The organism is Aeromonas sp. R7-5, from assembly GCF_040908015.1.
In the GTDB taxonomy this organism is placed as follows: domain Bacteria; phylum Pseudomonadota; class Gammaproteobacteria; order Enterobacterales; family Aeromonadaceae; genus Aeromonas; species Aeromonas caviae.
Genome location: NZ_JBFOCZ010000032.1, coordinates 223,330 through 244,527, shown reverse-complemented (window position 1 = coordinate 244,527; position 21,198 = coordinate 223,330). Strand labels below are relative to the sequence as shown.

The following is a 21,198-nucleotide window of genomic DNA, read 5'->3' as shown; positions in this document are numbered from 1 at the left end:
GAATAAGTTCTATATGTTGTAATAACATATTGTTATAACGATTCGTCACTTCTCATTCAGAAACCACAGGGTAATCTTGTTTCATCGCCTTAACAAACACAGGGATAGCACCATGAGCAAAATTTTTGAGGACAACAGCCAGACCATAGGCAACACCCCGCTTGTTCGTCTCAACCGTGTTACCAAGGGCCGCGTGCTGGCCAAGATCGAGAGCCGCAACCCGAGCTTCAGCGTCAAGTGCCGGATCGGTGCCAACCTCATCTGGGATGCCGAGAAACGCGGCGTGCTGACCAAGGGCAAGGAGATCATCGAGCCCACCAGCGGCAACACGGGCATTGCCCTGGCATTCGTGGCTGCAGCCCGCGGCTATCCCATCACCCTGACCATGCCGGCCACCATGAGCCTGGAGCGCCGCAAGCTGCTCAAGGCCCTGGGTGCCAACCTGGTGCTGACCGAAGGTCCCCTCGGCATGAAGGGCGCCATTGCCAAGGCCAACGAGATCCTCGAATCCGAGCCGGGCAAGTACGTGCTGCTGCAACAGTTTGAAAACCCGGCCAACCCGGAAATCCACGAGCAGACCACTGGCCCCGAGATCTGGGACGCCACCGATGGCGAGGTGGATGTGTTCGTGGCGGGCGTCGGCACCGGCGGCACCATCACCGGGGTCTCCCGCTACATCAAGAAGACCAAAGGCAAGGCCATCGTCTCCGTGGCGGTCGAGCCCAGCGAATCCCCCGTCATCAGCCAGAAACTGGCGGGTGAAGAGATCAAACCGGGTCCGCACAAGATCCAGGGCATCGGCGCCGGCTTCATCCCGGGCAACCTGGATTTGAGCCTGCTGGACCGCGTCGAGCAGGTGAGCAGTGACGAAGCCATCGAGATGGCCCGCCGCCTGATGGAAGAGGAAGGGATCCTGGCCGGTATCAGCTCCGGCGCTGCCGTGGTCGCTGCCAATCGTCTGGCCGAGCAGCCGGAGTTCGAAGGGAAAACGATTGTCGTCATCCTGCCGAGCGCCGCCGAGCGTTACCTCTCCAGCGCCCTCTTCGCCGGTGTGTTCAGCGAGCAGGAATTGCAGCAGTAGTTGATCAGCCAACACCAAAACGACGGCGCTCCTCGGAGCGCCGTTTTCATTATGCGCTAAACTCTCTAGCCATCAGTGCCACTCGGCCCCTTATTTTTTGGGGTAAAATAACAAACTTGGATATGACAAAAAAAGCAGACATTCTGTGATAAATCTCATATCCTGTGCGGCGTCACGAGGTGTTTGCTGGCAAGGTATCACAAGGTAACAAAGTGTTATTTTTCGTTATAAAATAATTTCAGGCCAGGCCTGACGCGGCTTGCAGCCTGATAGCGAAAAAATACCTGGCCACGACGCCGAATACTGCACAGAAAATTGACCTGGATTAAACCATTGCAGGTCTGATTTCGTTACTTTACAACATATCCATACTGACACGGTGAGACAGGAAGCCTCATTGGCGACCATCTCTCCAAACAATATCAATAATATGGGGTGAAACCATGTACGAGAAGTCTGTTGTTATTACTGCTGAAAACGGCCTGCACACCCGTCCTGCAGCTCAGTTCGTGAAAGAAGCCAAAGAATTCCAAAGCGAGATCACTGTGGTCTCCGGTGGCAAATCCGCCAGCGCCAAGAGCCTGTTCAAGCTCCAGACCCTGGGTCTGACCAAAGGCACCAACGTGACCATCCAGGCTGACGGCCCGGACGCTCAGAAAGCCGTTGAGAAGCTGGTTGCCCTGATGGACGAGCTGGAGTAATCCAGCTTTATTCCTCCCCCACAGTCGTTTTAATAGGAAGGATTATGATATCTGGCATTCTTGCGTCCCCCGGTATCGCATTCGGCAAGGCGCTTCTTCTGAAAGAAGATGAAATCGTTATCAATCAGGGCAAGATTCCCGCCGAACAGATTGATGCCGAGATCAACCGCTTCCTCGAAGCCCGCACCAAGTCAGCCGCACAGCTGGAAGCCATCAAAGAGATGGCCGGTCGCACCTTCGGTGAAGAAAAAGAGGCCATCTTCGAAGGCCACATCATGCTGCTCGAAGATGAAGAGCTGGAAGGGGATATCAGATCCTTCATCAAAGAACACAAGGCCTCTGCCGACAGAGCCGTTCACGAGGTGATCGAACAGTACGCCAAGATGATGGCCGATCTGGATGACCCCTATCTTCGTGAGCGCGCCACCGACTTCCGTGACATCGGCACCCGTCTGGTCAAGAACGTACTGGGCATCGCCGTTGTCAACCTGAGCACCATCGACGAAGAGGTCATCCTGGTCGCCAAAGACCTGACCCCGTCTGAAACCGCTCAGATCAACCTGAAATACGTGCTGGGGTTCGTCACTGACATCGGTGGCCGTACCTCCCACACCTCCATCATGGCCCGCTCCCTGGAGCTGCCGGCCGTCGTGGGCACCAACGACATCACCGAGCGCGTCAAGAACGGTGACATGCTGGTGCTGGATGCGATCAACAACCAGGTCATCATCAACCCGACCGCCGACCAGTTGAACGAAGCCAAGAAGTTCCAGGCCCAGTTCCAGGCAGAGAAGGACGAGCTGGCCAAGCTCAAAGACCTGCCTGCCATCACTCTGGATGGCCACCAGGTCGAAGTGTGCGCCAACATCGGGACCGTCAAGGATACCGAAGGCGCCATTCGCAACGGCGCCGAAGGCGTGGGTCTGTATCGTACCGAGTTCCTGTTCATGGACCGTGACGCGCTGCCGACCGAAGACGAGCAGTTCAAGGCTTACAAAGAAGTGGCCGAAGCCATGCCGGATCAACCGATTATCGTCCGTACCATGGACATCGGCGGCGACAAAGAACTGCCCTACATGAATTTCCCGAAAGAGATGAACCCCTTCCTGGGCTGGCGTGCCGTGCGTATCTTCTTCGATCGCACCGACATCATGCACGCCCAGCTGCGGGCCATCCTGCGTGCGTCTGCCTTCGGCAAACTGCGCATCATGTTCCCGATGATCATCTCCGTCGAAGAGTTCCGCAGCCTGAAGGCTACCGTGGAGACGCTGAAAGCCGAACTGCGTGCCGAAGGCAAAGCCTTTGATGAATCCATTGAAGTGGGTATCATGATCGAGACCCCGGCCGCGGCCGTGATGGCTCATCATCTGGCCAAGGAAGTGGATTTCTTCAGTATCGGTACCAACGACCTGACCCAGTACACCCTGGCTGTCGACCGTGGTAACGAGATGATTTCCGCCATGTACAACCCGCTGTCACCCTCCGTCCTGACCCTGATCAAGATGGTGATCGACGCTTCCCATGACAATGGCAAGTGGACCGGTATGTGCGGTGAACTGGCTGGTGACGAACGCGCCACCCTGCTGCTGCTGGGTATGGGTCTGGATGAGTTCTCCATGAGCGCCATCTCTGTACCGCGTATCAAGAAGCTTATCCGCAACACCAACTTCGAAGATGTGAAGGCCATGGCCGACCAGGCGCTGAGCTTTGCCACCGCCGCCGAAATCGAAGCGTGCGTAGATAACTTTATTAAGCAGAAGGCAGTCTGCTAAGATCGGCTGCAAACAGCGACAATCATCTCTAGGAGCTTTTACTATGGGTCTGTTCGACAAACTGAAGAAACTGGTTTCCGACGACAGTTCTGACACTGGCGGCATCGAAATCTTTGCTCCGCTGTCCGGCGAAATCGTCCCCATCGAAGATGTGCCTGACGTCGTCTTCGCCGAGAAGATCGTCGGCGACGGCATCGCCATCAAGCCGGCCGGCAACAAGATGGTTGCTCCGTGCGACGGCACCATCGGCAAAATCTTCGAGACCAACCACGCGTTCTCTCTGGAGTCCGACTCTGGTATCGAGCTGTTCGTTCACTTCGGTATCGACACCGTCGAGCTGAAGGGTGAAGGTTTCACCCGTATCGCTCAGGAAGGTCAACAGGTCAAGCGCGGTGACACCATCATCGAGTTCGATCTGGCCGTTCTGGAAGCCAAAGCCAAGTCTACCCTGACACCTGTGGTCATCTCCAACATGGACGAGATCAAAGAGCTGGTGAAGATGACTGGCGCCGTGACCGTGGGCGAAACCCCGGTGATCCGCATCAAGAAATAATGCGCCCTGGCCTGACGCCAGCGACCGCCAAAAACCGAAGCCTGGTGCTTCGGTTTTTTTTTGCCCCTTCCATCTCCTGATACTCCATGGGCTCCCGCACAGGTCAGCATGATGGCAAAAAGGCAGAAATGTTATCGAGATCAACACGGGCATAAGCAAGCCGAGTACCCTCAAGAGGGATACCTGCGGGTCCTTTGGCTCGATATGAGACGGGATGAAAAGAGATAAGCCGCTTAAGTGGCGAGGAGACAACGATGCTGAGAAATACCGAACAACGTTATGGCAGCCTGAGCATAGGGCTGCACTGGTTGACCCTGCTGCTGATGATCGCCGTCTATGCGCTGATGGAGTTCAGGGACATCTTCCCCAAAGGGTCGGCCGGCCGCGACCTGATGAAGGAGTTTCACTTCATGGTGGGTCTGCTGATCCTGGCGCTGGTGGTCGTGCGCCTGCTGGTGCGCGTGGGTAGCCCTTCACCGCGTATCGTGCCCGATCTCTCCCCCCTGATGCTCACGCTGGCCAAGCTCGCCCATCTGGCGCTCTATGGCTTCCTGATCCTCACCCCGCTGCTGGGCTGGCTGCTGTTGAGCGCAGGGGGCAAGCCCATTCCCTTCTTCGGCCTGGCACTCCCCGCCCTCATCGCCCCCGACGACGGCCTGAAGGGTACCATCAAGGAGCTGCACGAGACGCTGGCCAACATTGGCTATGCCCTGATTGCCCTGCACGCGGCGGCAGCCATCTACCACCACCATGTGCTCAAGGACAACACCCTGACCAATATGCTGCCCGAGCGCAAATAACCAGCGACGGGTTGCACGCCAACAAAAAGGCCCCTGTGACAGGGGCCTTTTTGTTCATGGAGGGTCATGGGCGACACGTCGTCAGCCGGGCAACACCACCCGGCTTTCGCCGCCGCCGAGGGCCTCCACCCGCACCTGCACGCCGATCCGCTCCACCAGGGTCTGCACGTGGGAGATGACCCCAATCTGGCGACCGGCCGCCTGCAGGGAATCGAGGCATGAGAGCGCCAGATCCAGGCTGTCGGGATCGAGCGTACCGAAGCCCTCATCGATGAACAGCGATTCGACCTGGGTCTGGCGCGACGACAGGCAGGAGAGGGCCAGCGCCAGCGCCAGCGACACCAGGAAGCTCTCGCCGCCGGAGAGGGAGTCCACCGAGCGCACCTCGTCCCCCATGTCGAGATCCACCACCTGCAGCGCCAGATCGGTGCCGGGCACCCGCTCCAGCCGATAGCGGGGGGAGAGCTCGGCGAGCTGGGCGTTGGCCTCCAGCAGCAGCCGCTCCAGGGTGAGGCTCTGGGCGAAGGTGCGCAGCTTGGCGCCGCTGGCCGAGCCGATAAGATCGGAGAGTCGCTGCCAATGATCCGCCACCGCCTGCTGGGCAGCCAGCTCCTCCTGCAAGGTGCCCGCCTTGAGGGCCGCTGCCTCGGCCTGGGCCAGCGTGCTCTTGCACTGGAACAGCTGCTCGTCGAGGGCGTGGCAGTGCGCCTCCAGCGCCGTCAGCCGGCTGTCGAGCTCCTGTGGCGCCAACGCGGCCAGCTCGGGGTGATGCTCGCGGTAACGATCCCGCTTGCTCTCCTCCAGCGCCAGCGCCCGCTGCCGCTCGGTCAAACGGGTTCGCGCCTCGGCGCGGGCATCCTCCAGCGCCTGCAAGGCGGCACGGCGCCCCTTGAGCTCATCCGGACTCATGGCCAGCAGGCGGCGCAGGTCATATTCGGCGATGCCGAGGCTGCTGGCGTGGGCAGCCCAGCGCCCCAGCACCTCCCGCCGCCGCCGGCTGCTCACCTGCTTCTCCTGCTCCAGATGGTTGAGACGGGTCTTGAGCTCGGTCTGGCGCTCACGCAAGGCGCGAGCCGCCCCCTGCATCGTCTCCAGCTCGCTGGCCAGTTGTTGCAGCCGCTGCTGCCAGCGGCTCTCGACCAGGGCAATTTCCTCGCCCCCCAGACAGGTGGCACGGCTGGTGACCAGCCCCTGCCGTTGCTGTTCATGCTCCTTGTCGTCGCGCTCGAGCTTGTGCAGCAGCTCACGCTGGGTCTGCAAGCGCGCCTCCTGAGCACTCAGGGCCGGGGTGAGGCTGGCAATCTCGCCGGTCAGCCGCTCCCACTCACTCTGGCCGTGCAGCCAGGCCTCGCAGGCCCGCTGCCACTCGCGCCACTGCTGGCTGCCCAGCCACTGACGCCAGGGCTGGCCTCCCATCTGCTCGTCGAGCCGGCTGCCCCCCTGCTCAAGGCGCTGGCGCAGGGTCGTTTCCTGCTCGCCCATCCCCTTCACCTCCCCTTCCAGGGCGATGCGCTGGCGGTCGGCCTCCTGCCACTGCTGCTCGAACTGCTGGTGCTGGCTGGCCAGCTGGCTCAGCTGCTGGCGCACGGCCTGCAACTGCTGCTGGCCAAGCTGGGCCTCGCGCAGTTGCTGCTGGCTGCGGGCCAGCCCCTGCTCCAGACTCTGGCCGCGGCCGAGCAGGGTACTCATCAACTCGTTCCACTCAATTGGGCTCTGACGCAGCGGCAACGGATGGCCCAGCAGCTCGGCACCGCCGAGCTGCTGCCAGCGCTGGGTCAGCTGTTCGGCGCGCGTCTCCAGCTCAGGCAGATGCTGCTGGCGCACCGCCAGCTGGCGAGCCAGCTCCTGGCGTTCACTCTCGCACTGAATGTATTGGTGATTGAGCCGATCCCACTCAAGCTCCAGGCTGCGGGCGCGCTCCGCCAGTTGCCCCAGAATGCCCGCCACCTGTGGCTGGCTCTGGTGATAGGGGTGCTCCTCGGCGCCGCAGAGCGGGCAAGGTTCACCGTCGCGCAGAATGTGGCGATGCTGCTCGAAACTGGCGATGGCGCGGGACTGCTCCAGCGCGTGACGCGCCTCGTCCCGTTGCAGGGCGAGCCGCTCGCGGGCCGGCGTCAGCTCGTCGCCGAGGATGGCCAGCTTGCCGAGCGCCTGCTCCAGCTGGGCGATCTCCTGCTGCAGGCGACCATGCTGCTCGCCGTGATTGCGGCCATAGTCGGCCAGCTCCAGCAGCTGGCGCAGCTGGCCCAGCTGCTCGGTCTGCCCTTGCCACTGCTCCTGCGCCTTGGCCAGACGCCCCTCCCACTGCTGCTCCTGCAGCTCGTGCTGTTGCTGCTGCAGCCGCTCCTGCTCGCGCTGCCAGTAGTCGCGCTCCTGCTGCCCCTGCTCCAGCTGGTGTTGCAGTTGCCGGAGGGCGCGCAGCTTGTGTTCGCGCAGGGTGAGCAGTTGCTGCAGCCTGTCGGCATCCTCGGCCCAATCCTGCATGGCGGTGAGCAGGGGCTGCCACTGGCGGGCCACCGGCGCCAGCTCCTTGTGCTCCTCAAGCCAGGCGCCCCACTGCAGGTGCTGGGCCTTGAGCTGCTCCACCTGCTGGCGCTGCTGGCGCCAGCCCTGCTCCAGGGTAAGCTGCACCTCCCGCTCCTGCGCCCCCTCCTGCTGGATCTTCTGCAATTGCTGCTGCTTTTCCCGAATGCGGGTGTCGAGCTCCTGCGCCCGTTTGAGTTCAGGCTGCAGGGCTCCCCACTCGCGCTCGGCGGCGATCTTCTCCGCCAGCAGTTGCTGTTCGGTGAGGGCGCTCTGCTGGGTCTGCTCCTCCAGCTGCCCAAGTGCGGGACCAAGCTCGGCCAGCGCCTTCTCCTGCTGCTGCACCTCCAGGGTGAGGCGGGCCAGCTCGTCGTGATCGGCGCGGGCCACCTGGGCCTGCTCGGCGCGGGCGAACTCCTCCCGCTCGGGGGCGGCCGCAGCGTGGGCCGCCTCGGCTGCGGCAAGGGCCGCCTCTCCCTCCTGACAGGCCTGCAACTGGGCAGCGATACGGCCGTTGAGATCGCGCAAGTCCTGCATCAGCTGCTGTTGCTGCTGCTCGTGCTTGAGGCTGGTGGCGAGGCTGACCTGCTGGCTCACCCACTGCTCGCGGGTCGCCTCGTCCATCAGCGCCACGTCACCGAGCCGCTGGCTGATGGCAGCCAGTTTCTGCTGCTCCTCCCGCGCCCGCTCATGGGTCTGGACCGAAATAGCGGAGTAGAGCTCGGTGCCGGTCATCCGTTCGAGCAGGGCCGAACGCTCGTCGGCGCTCGACTTGAGGAAGGCGGCAAACTCCCCCTGCGGCAGGATGACGGCGCGGCGAAACTGCTCCCAGGAGAGTCCCACCAGCTCGTCGATGCGATCCTGCAGCTCCCGCTTGCTGCCACTGAACACCTGGCCCGACGCCACGTCGGTCAGGCTGCGCTCCTGGGCCTGAAAGCGCCCCTCGGCGCGGTTGCGGGCACGGCGTACCGCCCAGCGGGCCAGCCAGATGCGGCCGTCACAGCCGCGAAACTGCACCTCGGCAAAACCGCTGGCGTGGCCGCGGCTGAGGATGCCGCGCACATCGTTGGCCTTGAGCTTCTCCTCGTCATCCATGCGGCCCACTTCGGCCACGTTCTTGCGATTGGCGATAAAGCGCGGCATCTCGTCGTAGAGTGCCAGACAGATGGCATCGAGCAGGGTACTCTTGCCCGCGCCGGTATTGCCGGTGATGGCAAACAGGCCGGCGGCCCCCAGGGCACCACCGGCAAAATCGATGGTGAATTGACCGGTCAGGCTGGCCAGATTCTCCCCTGACAGCGACAAGATTTTCATTGGCTGGACTCCTTCACCTGCTCCAGGATCTCTTCAAACGACGCCACCAGCTCGGCCTCCGGCTCCCCGTCGAACTGACGCTGATAGCAGAGGCGAAACACCTCGGTGGGGGAGAGCTCATCGAGCCGGCGCTGGCCGGCACCGTCCGCCAGCCCCTGGCCCGAGCCCTGATAACTGGTCGTGATGCGGGCAAGACGCACCGGCTTGTCGCCGATGGCGGCCAGTACGCGCTCGCGGATGCGGGCCTCGGGTTTGGGCAGCAGCAGCCGCACCTCGAGGAAGGGCTGCGCCTGCTGCGGGCAAGCGGGCAGCGCCAGCGCCTCGATGGCCTGGAGCGCCTCGTCGAGGCCGCTCTGGGGCAGGCGGATCATCTCCACCGCGCGGGGCACCGGGATCCGCTCAAGGCGGGCCAGCTTGCCCCCCTCAAACGTCACCTCCAGCACCTGATGGTTGTAATTCGCCTCGGCCAGCGAGAGCGGCAGCGGCGAGCCGCTGTAGTGCACTCCCTCGGCCGGACTCTGGGCCAGGTGCAGGTGACCCAGCGCCGTGTAGTCGGCGGCGGCAAACAGCTCGGCAGGCAGGGCATGCTGGTTGCCGCCGAGCACCCGCCGCTCGGAAAGCTCGGAGAGCTGGCCCGCCGCCAGATAGGCGTGGCCCATGGCGATGAGGGCCTGGTCCGGATGGCAGCGCGCCCGCCCCTCGCTCAGCACCGCTTCATAGACCTGGCGCACCCCTTCGATGAGTCTGTCCTGCCCCTCGCTGAGCCCTTCCGGGCGCAGATCGCTGCTGCGCAGAAACGGCACGGCGGCGCACCAGGCGGCCACCTCGCCGTTCTTGCCTCGCAGCGGCACCAGCAGGCGCTCGGTCTCGAGGCGCCCCTCGTCGTCCCGACTGATGCTGCCCACCAGATGCAGGTCGAAGGCGCGCAGCAGCTCGTGGGGGGCATCCAGCTTGGAGGGGGAGTCGTGGTTGCCGCCGATGAGCACCATCTCCAGTGCCGGGTGCTCGGCCCGCAGACGTGCCAGGAAGCGGTAGAGCTGCTGCCAGGCACTGGCGGGAGGGTTGGCGGTGTCGAACAGATCGCCCGCCACCAGCAGGGTATCGATGTCGCGGGTCTTGATGGTGTCGGCCAGCCAGTCGAGGAAGGCGTCGTGTTCGAAGCGGCGGTCGTGGCCGTGAAGCTGATGACCGAGGTGCCAGTCGGCGGTGTGCAGGATCTTCATGGAAAACGGCTCGATAGGGAGAAGAGAGCGGGGGCGAGGGCGCCCCGGGATGGAGACAAGATGAGGATGGAGCCCCCCGTTTTCAACCGGGGCAGCCCCAGACGTCAGATTCAGACGGCTTGGTAATGCATCTGGTACTGAAGATGACCGGTGAGGGGATCGGGCACCTCCCCCCCGATTTCAAAGCCGTGGCGGCGGTAGAAACGCACCGCCGGCTCGTTCTCCACGAAGACCCGGGTATGCAGCTCGGCACATCTGGATCTGGCTTCCTGCAACAGGGCGTGCCCCACCCCCCGCCCCTGCCTATCGGGGCGCACGAAGAGTGCAGCCAGGTAATCATCCACCAGCGCCATGAAGCCGAGCAGGTCCCCTCGCTCCTCGAACACCCAGATGCGGGCGTGATCGAGGTAGCGGGTACGCAGCTCCTCCTGAGCCTGCCACCAGCAGGAGGCATCGACGAAATCGTGGGCCTGCAGGGAGGCCAGGAGCCAGATTTCGACGATCTCTTCCATGTCTTCCGGCCGACTCTGTCTCAACATGGTCGCCTCCTTGTCAGCAATGTGAACACTTGCAGTCTAGGGGAGTTGCCCCCGCTCCCGGGGGATCAAGGTGGGGCCCTGTGAGGTCGATCGCCCTTTATTTAGCGAGAATGATTGGCTGATCACAAAGCGCCTCTCTAGTACAATGCCCGCCGGACAATCTAGAGACCGAGGACGCCATGTGGTTTAAAAACCTGCAGATTTACCGCTTTACCCGCCCCTTCGACCTGACCGTTGAGCAGCTGGAAACCCAGCTGGAAGCCTGCGCCTTCACCCCCTGCGGCAGTCAGGACATCTCCCGGTTCGGGTGGGTCAAGCCCCTTGGCAAATTCGGCTCCACCCTGACCCACGCCGCCTCTGGCCACATCCTGCTGTGCGCTCGCAAGGAAGAGAAGATGCTGCCCGGCACCGTGGTCAAGGAGATACTGGCGGAGAAGGTAGAAGCGATCGAGTTCGAGCAGGGCCGTGCCCTCAAGAAGAAAGAGAAGGAGGCGCTGAAAGAGGAGATCATGCACACCCTGCTGCCTCGCGCCTTCAGCCGCACCAGCCAGACCTTCGCCTGGATAAATCCTGCCGACAACCTGATGGTGGTGGATGCAGGCTCCGCCAAGAAGGCGGACGATCTGCTGGCGCTCTTGCGCAAATCCATCGGCTCCCTGCCGGTAGTGCCGGTGGCCCTCAAGAACCCGCCCGAGATCACCATGACCGAGTGGCTCAACGAGGGCAACCTGCCCGCCGCCTTCACCCTGGAGGACGAAGCCGAGCTGCGCAGCGCCATGGAGCACGGCGGCATCATCCGCTGCAAGCAGCAGGATCTGATGAGCGAGGAGATCAAGAATCACCTGGCCAACGACAAGCTGGTGACCAAGCTGGCCCTCAACTGGGGCGAAACCCTGAGCTTCGTGCTGGGGGACGATCTCTCCATCAAGCGCCTCAAGTTCAGCGAAGAGCTGCGCGAGCAGAACGACGACGTCACCAGTGAAGATCCCGCCGCCCGCCTGGACGCCGACTTCGCCCTGGTCACCGCCGAACTCTCCCAGTTCATCCCGGCCCTGTTTGCTGCCCTGGGCGGTGAAGAGCAGTCCATCTAAGCAAATTGGCTCAGCCTGATTGCAAAAAACCGCCTTCACGGCGGTTTTTTCATCTCCATCGGCATCGTCGCCGCGGGCTGGTCCCCTCCGGGGTAGCGCCGCCGCCCTCCCGCCGCGCAATCCCCTGAGCCCATTGATTGCGGCAGCATGGCGCACTGCCCCGGCAGCATGCCACCTCGCTAGAGTGCCCCCCTTTCCTGCAACAGTCGATGAAGTCGCTGCGCCAGGGTGCGGTAACCCTCGGCATTGAAATGCACCGCATCGGATTTCAGGGCCGGGTCTCGCAGCAACTCGCCGATGATGTCGTTGTCCAGCACCAGCCCGTACTGCTCTGCCAGCTCCTCGTAGAGGGGAGCGCCATCGGCAAACAGGGATTTTCGGGGCACCCCGACAAGCAGGATCTGGGCCCCGCTCCCCTGCACCGCCTCTATCATGGCGGCGAGATTGGCCTTGAGGGCCGCCTCCCCGCTGCCACGCAGGATGTCGTTGCCCCCCTCCAGCAGGATGACCAGAGCGGGTCTGTGCCGAGCCAGCAACCCGGGCAGGCGGGCCCTGCCGGCCTGGCTCAGCTCTCCGGACACCCCGCCATTGACCACGGGATGGCCGCTCAGGTTCGCCAGCACGCTGGGGTAGCTCTGGGACGGGCTCACCCCGCGCCCCTCGGTCAGACTGTCCCCGAACGCGAGCAGGGTCTCCCCCTGGGCCAGCGGTCTGAAGGTCGGCTCCCCGCAGGCCGTCAGCAACAGGCAGAGCAGCCCCGCCATGCAAGGTTTCGCCAGCGTCCCCCGGTGTGTCATGAGCGCCTCCTTGATAGTTTTGTAACCATATGAGTATTAAGACAAACTTTTAATCAAGCTCCAAGTGTGACACATTTCGGCAGGTGAACAAGAAACCGACAAGGAGCCTGTCATGTCCCTCAAACCCCTCGGCCTGCTGGTCGCCCTCGGCCTGCTTGGCGGTTGCGCCTCCCAGGATGGCTTTCACTATGTCCCTCCTCCCCAGACCCTGATCGCCCCGGAGGCGGCCAGCGGCTGGATTGACAAACCGGGCTGGCAGGGCCGTGACTTCATGGTGGCGGCGGCCAACCCGCTGGCGGTGGACGCGGGCTACCAGATCATCAAGGCGGGGGGCAGCGCCGTCGATGCAGCCATCGCCGTCCAGCTGGTGCTGACCCTGGTGGAACCCCAATCCTCGGGCATCGGCGGCGGCTCCCTCATGCTGGTGTGGGACGGCAAGCAGGTGGCGGCGGTGGATGGCCGGGAGACAGCCCCCACCGCTGCCACCGATCAGCTCTTCATGAAGGAGGGCAAACCCATGGCCTTCTATGAGGGGGTGGTGGGCGGGCGCTCCGTCGGCGCCCCCGGCACGGTGCGTGCCCTGGCCCTGGCCCACGAGCGCTATGGCAAGCTGCCCTGGGCCACGCTGTTCGAACCCGCCATCACCCTCGCAGAGCAAGGGTTCGTGATAAGCCCCCGCCTCGCCACCCTACTGGCAAAAGATCCCTATCTGGCCGGGGATCCGGACGCCCGCGCCTACTTCTATCAGGCGGACGGCACTCCCAAGACGGCCGGTACCCGGCTCACCAACCCGGCCCTGGCCAGGGTGCTGCGTACCCTGGCCAGCGACGGCCCCGACGCCTTCTATCGCGGCCCGCTGGCCGAGGCCATGGTGGCCAAGGTGCACGCCCACCCGACCAACCCCGGGGTGCTGAGCGCCGCCGATCTCGCCAGCTACCGGGCCAAGCTGCGGGACGGGCTCTGCTTTGACTATCGCCAGAGCGAGATCTGCGGCTTCCCGACCCCCTCCTCCGGCACCCTGGCCCTCGGCCAGATCTTCGGCATGCTGGAGAGCCGGGACATGGCCGCCCTCAAACCGGTACAGGGGGAGCAGGGTCAACTGGCCGCCTCCAGCGAGGCCATTCACCTCTACAGCGAGGCGGCACGCCTCGCCTTCGCCGATCGCAACCAGTACGTGGCCGACGGCGACGTCGTCGACGTGCCGGTGACAGGCCTGCTGGACAAGGGCTATCTGGCGCAGCGGGGGCACCTTATCGGCAACCGCTCCATGGGCGTCGCCCAGCCCGGCAACCCGCCCCGGGCGCTGGCCAGGGGCCGGGACGCCACCCCGGAGCTGCCCTCCACCAGCCACATCTCCATCGTGGACAAGAGCGGCATGGCGGTGGCCATGACCAGCTCCATCGAGGATGGCTTCGGCTCGCGGCTGATGGTCAACGGCTACCTGCTGAACAACCAGCTCACCGACTTCTCCTTCACCTCGGTGGACGCCGCCGGCCTGCCGGTGGCCAACCGGGTGGAGCCCGGCAAGCGCCCCCGCTCCTCCATGTCTCCCCTGCTGGTGTTTGACAAGGCAAGCGGCGAGCTCGAGATGAGCCTGGGCTCCCCGGGAGGCTCGGCCATCATCAACTACGTGGGCAAGGCGCTGCTCGGCACCCAGGATTGGGGGCTCGACCTGCAGCAGGCCATCAACCTGCCCAATTTCGGCAGTCGCAACGGCCCCACCGAGCTGGAGCAGGGGCGCACGCCCGACGCCGTGGTCCAGGGGCTCAAAGCCAGAGGGCACGAGGTCCTGCTTAACGAGCAGACCTCCGGGCTGCAGGGCGTCCAGCGCCATGCCGGCGGCTGGCTGGGGGCCGCAGACCCCAGACGTGAGGGTGTCGCCAGGGGAGAGTGATGCCCCTTCAGCACCCTCGTTCACCATGGAGGAGGCCAGCCTCCTCCATGCCGCCGACGGCAAGGTGAACCGCTGCGAAGAAAACAATCGCAGATTGATTTTTCCTGCCAAAAATTGCATTCAGGAGTCAGCCTTTCACTTTAAAACAATGCGTTACAGACATTTCCCGTCAAAATTCTTCTAAATCTTGGAATAATGTTGTCCAAGCCATAAAAATGCATTATTTTTCAATGGAAACGGCATCTGTTGTCCTCAAGAAAATGTCTTGATGCGGCTAACTTCTGTCTCTTTCGCCCCCCTGCTCATTGACAGCTGCCCTCTTTGCCTTCGGGTGATCTGGTAGCCCCTGACTGCCATTAGCGAGGTGACGACATGGACCACTCACTCCCCCTTATCACCACCCTGGTGGGCGGCCTCGTGCTGGCCTACCTCTTCGGCATGCTGGCAAGCCGCCTGCGCATCTCCCCCATGGTGGGCTACCTCGCGGCCGGCGTGGTATGCGGCCCCTTTACGCCGGGCTATGTCGCCGACCTGCGGCTCGCCCCCGAGCTGGCCGAAATCGGCGTCATCCTGCTGATGTTTGGTGTCGGGCTGCACTTTTCCGTAAAAGACCTGCTGTCGGTGAAACACATCGCCATCCCGGGAGCCATCGTCCAGATAACCCTTGCAACCCTGCTCGGCCTTGGCCTCTCCCAACTGCTCGACTGGACCGTGACCGCCGGCCTGGTGTTTGGCCTGGCCCTCTCCACCGCCAGTACCGTGGTGCTGCTGCGCGCCCTGGAGAGTCGTGGCCAGCTCGACACCAACGAGGGACGCATCGCCATCGGCTGGCTCATCGTGGAGGATCTGGTGATGGTGCTGGCCCTGGTACTGCTCCCCATCCTCGCCAACCTGCAGCAGGGGGGCGAGGCACTGACCCCGGCCCAGGTGATGGCGGATATCGGCCTGACCCTGGCCAAGGTGGCTGCCTTCATCGCCCTGATGGTCATCGGCGGGCGACGCCTCATCCCCTGGCTGCTGGCCCGCACCGCCGCCACCGGCTCCCGCGAGCTGTTCACCCTGGCCGTCCTCTCCTGTTCCCTGGGCATCGCTTTTGGCGCCGTCAAGCTGTTTGGCGTCTCCTTTGCCCTCGGCGCCTTCTTCGCCGGCGTCGTGATGAACAGCTCCCATCTGAGCCACAAGGCGGCCAACGACACCCTGCCCCTGCAGGACGCCTTCGCCGTGCTCTTCTTCGTCTCCGTGGGCATGCTGTTCGACCCCGTCATCCTGCTGCGCGAGCCCCTGGCCGTGCTGGCCACCCTGTTCGTCATCGTGATCGGCAAATCGGTGGCCGCCTTCGCCATCGTGCGGCTCTTTGGCCACAGCCAGCGCACGGCGCTGACCATCTCCGCCAGCCTGGCCCAGGTGGGGGAGTTCTCCTTCATCCTGATGGGTCTCGGGGTCATGCTCGAACTGGTCCCCGGGGTCGCCCGGGATCTGGTGCTGGTCGGCGCCTGTTTCTCCATTGTGCTCAATCCGCTGGTCTTCAACCAGGTGGAGCGTTGGCTGAGGCGCCATCCCGAGCCACGCACCGATGAGTCACCTCACCTCTGCCCCTTGCAGGGCCATGTGGTGGTAGTGGGCGCCGACGAGATAGGTCAGCACCTCATCTTGCAGTTGCATGAACAAGGCAGGGAGATGGTGGTGATCGACACCGATGAGCGACTGCTGGCCCCCTGGCGCGCCATGGGGATCACCTGTCTGGCGGGCCATCCCATCCAGCAGGATCTGCTGACGGCGGCGCTGCCCAACGCCAGCTGGCTGCTGATCACCCTGGATGACAGCCTGCTGGCCGGTGAGATAGCCATCAGGGCGCAGGAATACGGCGCCCTGATGCGCATCGCCGCCTGTGCCCACCAGCACGAGGAGGTGCATCATCTGCGCGTGCGCGGCGTGCATCAGATAGTCAAGAGCGAGGAGGAGACTGCGCGGCGACTCTGTCACCTGGCCATGGAGATGGCCTGAAGCTCATCGGAAGTCACGAGCCCCCACGACGGGGCCAGACAAGCAGCCCGGGCCTGCTGCCCGGGCTTTTTGCATGACAGGGCGATACTGCCGTCCCCTCACAGCAGATCGTGCTTGTCCAGCAGGCGATAGAGGGTGGCCCGGGAGATGTCGAGCGTGCGGGCCACCTCCTCGAGCTGATCGGGGAAGCGGGCCAGCGTCCGTTGCAAGGCCTGACGCTCCGCCGCTTCGCGCACCGCCTTGAGCGAGCCGTCGAGCAGCAGGCTGTCCATGTTGGTCAGCTCCATGTCATCAGCTTCGATGAAGGGGCCGCTGCACATGACCGCCGCCCGCTGCACCCGGTTGCGCAGCTCCCTCACATTCCCCGGCCAGCCATAGGACTGCATGGCCTGGCGCGCCTTGCGGGTGAAGCTGAGCACCCGCCCGCCCCGCACTTCCGCCAGAATGCCATCGGCAAGGAGCTGGATGTCTTCCGCCCGCTCGCACAAGGCCGGGGTGCGCAGGCGCACCACGTTGATCCGGTAGTAGAGATCCATGCGAAAGCCGCCGCTGGCCACCGCCTGTTCCACATCGATATTGGTGGCCGCGATGATCCGCACATCCACACGACGCGACAGGTGGCTGCCCACCGCCTCTATGCACTGCTCCTGCAAGAAGCGCAGCAGGGTTGCCTGATCCTCCAGTGGCAACTCCCCTATCTCGTCGAGAAACAGGGTGCCGCCATCGGCGGCCTCTATCTTGCCTATCTTGTGGTGCTGTGCCCCGGTGAAGGCCCCCTTGACGTGGCCGAACAGCTCGGACTGGATGAGCTGATGGGGCATGGCCCCGCAATTGACCGCCACGAAAGGGCTCTCCTCCCCGAACGTGCTGTAGTGCAGCTCCCGGGCCACCAGCTCCTTGCCCGTGCCGCTCGGTCCCGTCACCAGTACGGGCAGGCGGCAATGCTGCAACCGCACGATCTGGTCGCGCAACTGGCGAATGGGGGCGCTCTCCCCCTGGATGAAACGAAGCTGGGGTTGCAGTCGGGGGCGGTGTCGCCGGATGAGGCGCGCCATCCCCAGGGCATGTCCCAGGCTGTGGGAGAGCCTGTCTCTGTCCAGGGGAAAGGTGTGAAAATCATGAAAACAGGCTGCCAGCAAATTGCGAAGGGCTTCGCTGGCGAGACAGTCCCGCTGGATGAGGCCGATCCACAAGGCGCCGGAGTGCTGTGCTATCAGGTTGTAGAGGGCTTCGTGCTGCTGATGCTCGATCACCACCAGCACCAGGGGATAGTCCTTTTCCTGCAGTTTTTTCTCTGCCACCACCAGGGAGCTTGCCTGCTCCACCTGCCACTCGCCTTGTTCCAGCAGGCTTTCCAGTACGGCACATGAATTGATGAGCAACAATGCCGTTTCTGTCATAGGGACAACTCCTTGTTATCACCACTGCACGAGGGAGTCTGACGCTGACGACTTATCCAGATAACGCCCTTTATCATCAAATGGCGCCGTTTAATATGGCCAGACGATGATAACTATAAACCATCCCGCCTTTAGACTGATGGCACCACAATATTGAGACGGCAAAAATATCGGTGAGAAAAAATAAACCCTTTGATAAATAAGCGCTTACTTGGCGACATAATATGTCGCTCTCAACATTGAGACATAAAAACAATCATATCAAATAAAAAACAGTTAAAAATCAAAACATTGCCAATTGGCATGGTCGTTGCTCTCTCCAATAAGCCCTCCTGGCAGATGGAGACAGAACATGAAGACATATATTGCATTGGCAACATTTCCTTTTCTGGCATTTGCCACCCCCTCATTGGCACAAAACCGGGTCGATCTCGGTGCTCAGGCATTGAGCAATATTCGTGGTTCCATGGGCGTCAATATGGTTGCCGGTAATAACAACCAGCAAGGCAATCTTGCAGCCATCGCCATTTCGGGTCCTGCCGTCATTCAATTTGGCCAGCTGAATCAATCCACCACCAATCTGAACGGCAGCCAGAGCGTCGCCATCCTGGGCTCGGCCCTGAGCCAGAACCGGGGACTGGTCGGCATCAATCAGGGGGCGGGTGAGGGCAACCAGCAACTGAACGCCTTCGCCCTGTCCCTCGATGACAGCGGCCTGGGTGTCGTGACCGACATCAATCTCAGCTCCAGCGTCGCGAAGACCCCAGGGGGAAAGCCCCCCGCCAACACCACTACCAGCATCTATCTGGATGACACCGCCCTCACGGGCAGCAAGGGGGTCATTCAGGTGAACCAGGTCACGGGACAGGGAAACCAGTCAGTCAACATGGTTTCCCTGCCCCTGGCTGGCGCAGTAACGGCATCCCCATGATGCCGCAGGGATAGGAAGCCAGGCCCGGGGGTATCAGCCGATGGGCATATCTTCCGCTGAAAGTTCAATGGAGAGACTCATTATGCGTGGACTTATTTATAGCTCATTAGCCGCCGCGGTCATCATGGCCATGTCGGGCACTGCATCCGCCGATTACCGCGGTGACAGAGATGAGACAGGGGCAACCTTGACCAAGAAGGTCAAGGCAGAGGTCGATGTGGAATACGAAGGCAGGGTCAATGTCGGCGGCTACATCAACGTCAACAAACTCGGCATGGCCGTCGTGGACAACCAGCAGTCCAGTTCCATGATAGGCACCGCCAATACAAGAACGGAGAACACGAGCAAGATCGACGGCTCGTTCAAGGGTGCATCCGGTAACATCGGCGCCAACGTCGCAGCCGGTGACTCCAACGTACAGGGCAACAGCGCTTCCCTGGCCGCCTATGACGAGGTCGATGCCGAGTTCATCATGGGTCGTGGTCAACAACAACATGGCGCCCCTGGCGGATCGTCGGATGCCGAGGTCTTCTCCACCCAGAGCGCCAGCAACAACTGGACGACCAATCACGGCCATCAGAACAAGGCCGGTGTGGGCGATGGGGCCTTCAAGGATGCCGCAGGCAACATCGGGGTCAACGTGACCTCGGGCTCGGGTAACGTCCAGGCCAACAACATGGCAGCGTCCGTGTCCACCGGCAACATGGCCGTGGCCACCGTGGCCAACAGCCAGAGCGTCTCCAAGAACATGACCGAAAACCAAAGCCTGAGTGCAACCAAGACAGTTGACAAGGCGGGTGTGTTCCTCGGTCTCAAGGCTTGGGGCGATTACGAGGGGGGCGGTACCGGTCATGATGTCAAGAAAGGACATGACCACGACAATGACAACGACAGGTACGGCAACAACAACCCGAAAGATGATGGCAAGTTCGAGTTCAAGGAAGAGGGTGACATCAAGCTCAGTGGGTACGCCGTCGGGTATATTCCCGTGGTCAACACCTACACCAGCCGCGAAACCTTCAACCGGGCAACCATCGATGGCGGCGCCTTCAACGGTGCCGTGGGCAACATCGGGGTGAACGTCTCCTCGGGGACCAACAACCTGCAAGCGAACAATCTCTCGCTGGCCGCAGGGTTTGCCAAGTAAGTCGATGCGAGGGGGCCCAGTGCCCCCTTTTTCCCTGACACTGGAGGTCTGAATGCGCTGGCTGTTGCTGTTGCTGTGCTGTCCTGCCGTCTGGGCAGGCTCGGTGCCACTGGGGGAGCATCTCCCGGCGCTGGGGGATCTCAACAAACCGGTACAGAGCATTCTGGAGCGCCGGTACGCCAACATCGAGCGCCAACATACGGATTTCAGTTGCGGGGCCGCCGCCGTCGCCACCATCTTGCGCTACGCCTACGGCCATGCAACCAATGAACGCTGGGTCATGGATGGCATGCTTGCCATGGCAGACCCGGAGCAGGTCAAGCACTACGGCTTCTCCATGCTCGACATGAAGCAGTACCTGCAAATGCTCGGCATGCGGGTCAGAGGGTATCGACTGGGCGATGAAAAACTGCGCCAGGTGAGGGTACCCACCATCGTCCTGCTCAACATTCGCGGCTATCAGCACTTTGCCGTGCTGCGGGCCATCGATCGCCATGATCGCGTCTATCTGGCAGACCCGGCCCTCGGCAACCGGGTGATCACCTTCAAGGAGTTCAAGGAGAGCTGGAACGGCATCCTCCTCGCCGTCATCGGCGCGGGCTATCGTCCCGATGCCCCCCTTGCCAACCCCTCTCCCCCGCTCTCTGTCAGAGGCAAGGATGGGCTCTTCGCCCCGGTCAATGAAACATCCCTGCTGGAATTCGGTTTTCAGCACAAAGAGCTAATGTGAGGTCATCATGAATACCCGACCCGCCCTATGCCTCCTCTGCAGTCTGGGTGGCATCGCCTCTCCGCTGCTGGCAGCACCGGACCCGCTGGCCCATCTGTCAGACCATTTTGCGCCCGAACTGGCGGACGGGGAGCTGGCCCACCTGCGCGGCCGCTATGTCAGCAGCCATGGCATCAGCTACTTCGGCATCGAGTTCATCTCGTCACTGACCACGGCCCAGGCCCAGCAGACGGCGGCCATGAACCTGGCACTGAGCATTGTGCAAAACAAACCCAAGCTGGATGTGCGCGTCAAGGATGAGGTCAAGCCCGCGGCCACGCCCGCCAAGGAGGCCCAGGTGCAGGGGGCCGGGCTGGTGCAGGTCGTTCAACTGGAGGGGAGTGGCAACAGCTCGGTCAACCAGACCGGTATTGAACTGACCACCCCCACCATGACGGGACACCTGGTCCAGGCGGGCAGCTATGAGCACCAGGGCGATCTTGGCACCGCCACCTATCGGGTCTCGGGGAATTATGCCGGCTTGCAACTACACTCTTCCGACGGCCGGGTCCTGCTGGAGCAGAGCCTGCGCGGTACCGACTTCAGCCGGGGGCTGCTGCAGTTCAACAAGGTCAGGGGGGACGGTTTGCAGACGCTCAATCAGACCCGCATCTGGTTTTCGCGCTGAGAGCAGGTGAGTTCCCGGGGCTGAACTATAA

17 protein-coding genes are annotated in these 21,198 nt (G+C 62.6%); 12 read left to right on the top strand and 5 right to left on the bottom strand.

Annotated features, from left to right (window positions below; genetic code table 11):
* Positions 1 to 112: 112 nt before the first annotated feature.
* From cysK to AB5Y53_RS14170, 5 genes are all read left to right on the top strand, one after another.
* Complete coding sequence (cysK, locus tag AB5Y53_RS14190; RefSeq protein ID WP_010673571.1) at positions 113 to 1,081, top strand: cysteine synthase A; 969 nt, start codon at positions 113 to 115, stop codon at positions 1,079 to 1,081.
* Between the two features lie 443 nt (positions 1,082 to 1,524).
* Positions 1,525 to 1,782, top strand: coding sequence for an HPr family phosphocarrier protein (locus AB5Y53_RS14185; RefSeq protein WP_005303128.1), 258 nt, complete (start codon positions 1,525 to 1,527; stop codon positions 1,780 to 1,782).
* A gap of 44 nt (positions 1,783 to 1,826) precedes the next feature.
* A complete protein-coding gene (gene ptsI, locus AB5Y53_RS14180) occupies positions 1,827 to 3,554 on the top strand; it encodes a phosphoenolpyruvate-protein phosphotransferase PtsI (RefSeq protein ID WP_041213301.1) in 1,728 nt (575 codons plus the stop codon).
* Between the two features lie 43 nt (positions 3,555 to 3,597).
* On the top strand, positions 3,598 to 4,107 hold the full coding sequence (crr, locus tag AB5Y53_RS14175) for a PTS glucose transporter subunit IIA (RefSeq protein WP_010673569.1): 510 nt from the start codon (positions 3,598 to 3,600) through the stop codon (positions 4,105 to 4,107).
* Positions 4,108 to 4,361: 254 nt separating this feature from the next.
* Positions 4,362 to 4,907 carry a cytochrome b gene (locus tag AB5Y53_RS14170; RefSeq protein WP_368182342.1) on the top strand — a complete coding sequence of 182 codons (546 nt, stop codon included), beginning with the start codon at positions 4,362 to 4,364 and terminating at the stop codon, positions 4,905 to 4,907.
* An 81-nt stretch (positions 4,908 to 4,988) separates the two neighbouring features.
* Here AB5Y53_RS14170 and AB5Y53_RS14165 read toward each other — a convergent pair whose 3' ends face one another.
* The 3 genes from AB5Y53_RS14165 to AB5Y53_RS14155 all read right to left on the bottom strand — a co-directional run bounded on the left by AB5Y53_RS14165 (position 4,989) and on the right by AB5Y53_RS14155 (position 10,506).
* Positions 4,989 to 8,744: an AAA family ATPase gene (locus AB5Y53_RS14165; protein ID WP_368182341.1), complete on the bottom strand. Its 3,756-nt coding sequence runs from the start codon at positions 8,742 to 8,744 to the stop codon at positions 4,989 to 4,991.
* Positions 8,741 to 9,967, bottom strand: a complete 1,227-nt coding sequence (locus tag AB5Y53_RS14160; RefSeq protein WP_368182340.1) for an exonuclease SbcCD subunit D C-terminal domain-containing protein — start codon at positions 9,965 to 9,967, stop codon at positions 8,741 to 8,743. Before AB5Y53_RS14160 ends, AB5Y53_RS14165 begins: the two co-directional genes overlap by 4 nt.
* 110 nt (positions 9,968 to 10,077) lie before the next feature.
* Positions 10,078 to 10,506, bottom strand: coding sequence for a GNAT family N-acetyltransferase (locus AB5Y53_RS14155; protein ID WP_010673565.1), 429 nt, complete (start codon positions 10,504 to 10,506; stop codon positions 10,078 to 10,080).
* A gap of 179 nt (positions 10,507 to 10,685) precedes the next feature.
* Here AB5Y53_RS14155 and rdgC point away from each other — a divergent pair, with 179 nt between their 5' ends.
* Positions 10,686 to 11,597, top strand: a complete 912-nt coding sequence (gene rdgC, locus AB5Y53_RS14150) for a recombination-associated protein RdgC (RefSeq protein ID WP_368182338.1) — start codon at positions 10,686 to 10,688, stop codon at positions 11,595 to 11,597.
* A 179-nt stretch (positions 11,598 to 11,776) separates the two neighbouring features.
* Here the strand turns inward: rdgC and AB5Y53_RS14145 are convergent, their stop codons facing one another.
* Positions 11,777 to 12,394, bottom strand: coding sequence for an arylesterase (locus tag AB5Y53_RS14145; protein ID WP_319908221.1), 618 nt, complete (start codon positions 12,392 to 12,394; stop codon positions 11,777 to 11,779).
* Positions 12,395 to 12,506: 112 nt separating this feature from the next.
* Between AB5Y53_RS14145 and ggt the strand changes: the two genes are divergently transcribed.
* Positions 12,507 to 14,288, top strand: coding sequence for a gamma-glutamyltransferase (gene ggt / locus AB5Y53_RS14140; RefSeq protein WP_368182337.1), 1,782 nt, complete (start codon positions 12,507 to 12,509; stop codon positions 14,286 to 14,288).
* A gap of 372 nt (positions 14,289 to 14,660) precedes the next feature.
* Entirely contained in the window at positions 14,661 to 16,292 is a 1,632-nt protein-coding gene (gene ybaL, locus AB5Y53_RS14135; protein ID WP_368182336.1) for a YbaL family putative K(+) efflux transporter, read from the top strand.
* A 98-nt stretch (positions 16,293 to 16,390) separates the two neighbouring features.
* Here ybaL and AB5Y53_RS14130 read toward each other — a convergent pair whose 3' ends face one another.
* Complete coding sequence (locus AB5Y53_RS14130; RefSeq protein ID WP_368182335.1) at positions 16,391 to 17,692, bottom strand: sigma-54-dependent transcriptional regulator; 1,302 nt, start codon at positions 17,690 to 17,692, stop codon at positions 16,391 to 16,393.
* 352 nt (positions 17,693 to 18,044) lie between these two features.
* Between AB5Y53_RS14130 and AB5Y53_RS14125 the strand changes: the two genes are divergently transcribed.
* From AB5Y53_RS14125 to AB5Y53_RS14110, 4 genes are all read left to right on the top strand, one after another.
* Positions 18,045 to 18,623: a hypothetical protein gene (locus AB5Y53_RS14125; RefSeq protein ID WP_223302574.1), complete on the top strand. Its 579-nt coding sequence runs from the start codon at positions 18,045 to 18,047 to the stop codon at positions 18,621 to 18,623.
* 187 nt (positions 18,624 to 18,810) lie between these two features.
* Positions 18,811 to 19,770: a hypothetical protein gene (locus AB5Y53_RS14120; RefSeq protein WP_081331937.1), complete on the top strand. Its 960-nt coding sequence runs from the start codon at positions 18,811 to 18,813 to the stop codon at positions 19,768 to 19,770.
* A gap of 52 nt (positions 19,771 to 19,822) precedes the next feature.
* The gene (locus AB5Y53_RS14115) at positions 19,823 to 20,500 is read left to right on the top strand and encodes a C39 family peptidase (RefSeq protein WP_039039335.1); all 678 of its coding nucleotides are present in this window, start codon (positions 19,823 to 19,825) and stop codon (positions 20,498 to 20,500) included.
* A 7-nt stretch (positions 20,501 to 20,507) separates the two neighbouring features.
* Positions 20,508 to 21,167, top strand: a complete 660-nt coding sequence (locus AB5Y53_RS14110) for a hypothetical protein (RefSeq protein WP_010673556.1) — start codon at positions 20,508 to 20,510, stop codon at positions 21,165 to 21,167.
* Positions 21,168 to 21,198 lie beyond the last annotated feature (31 nt).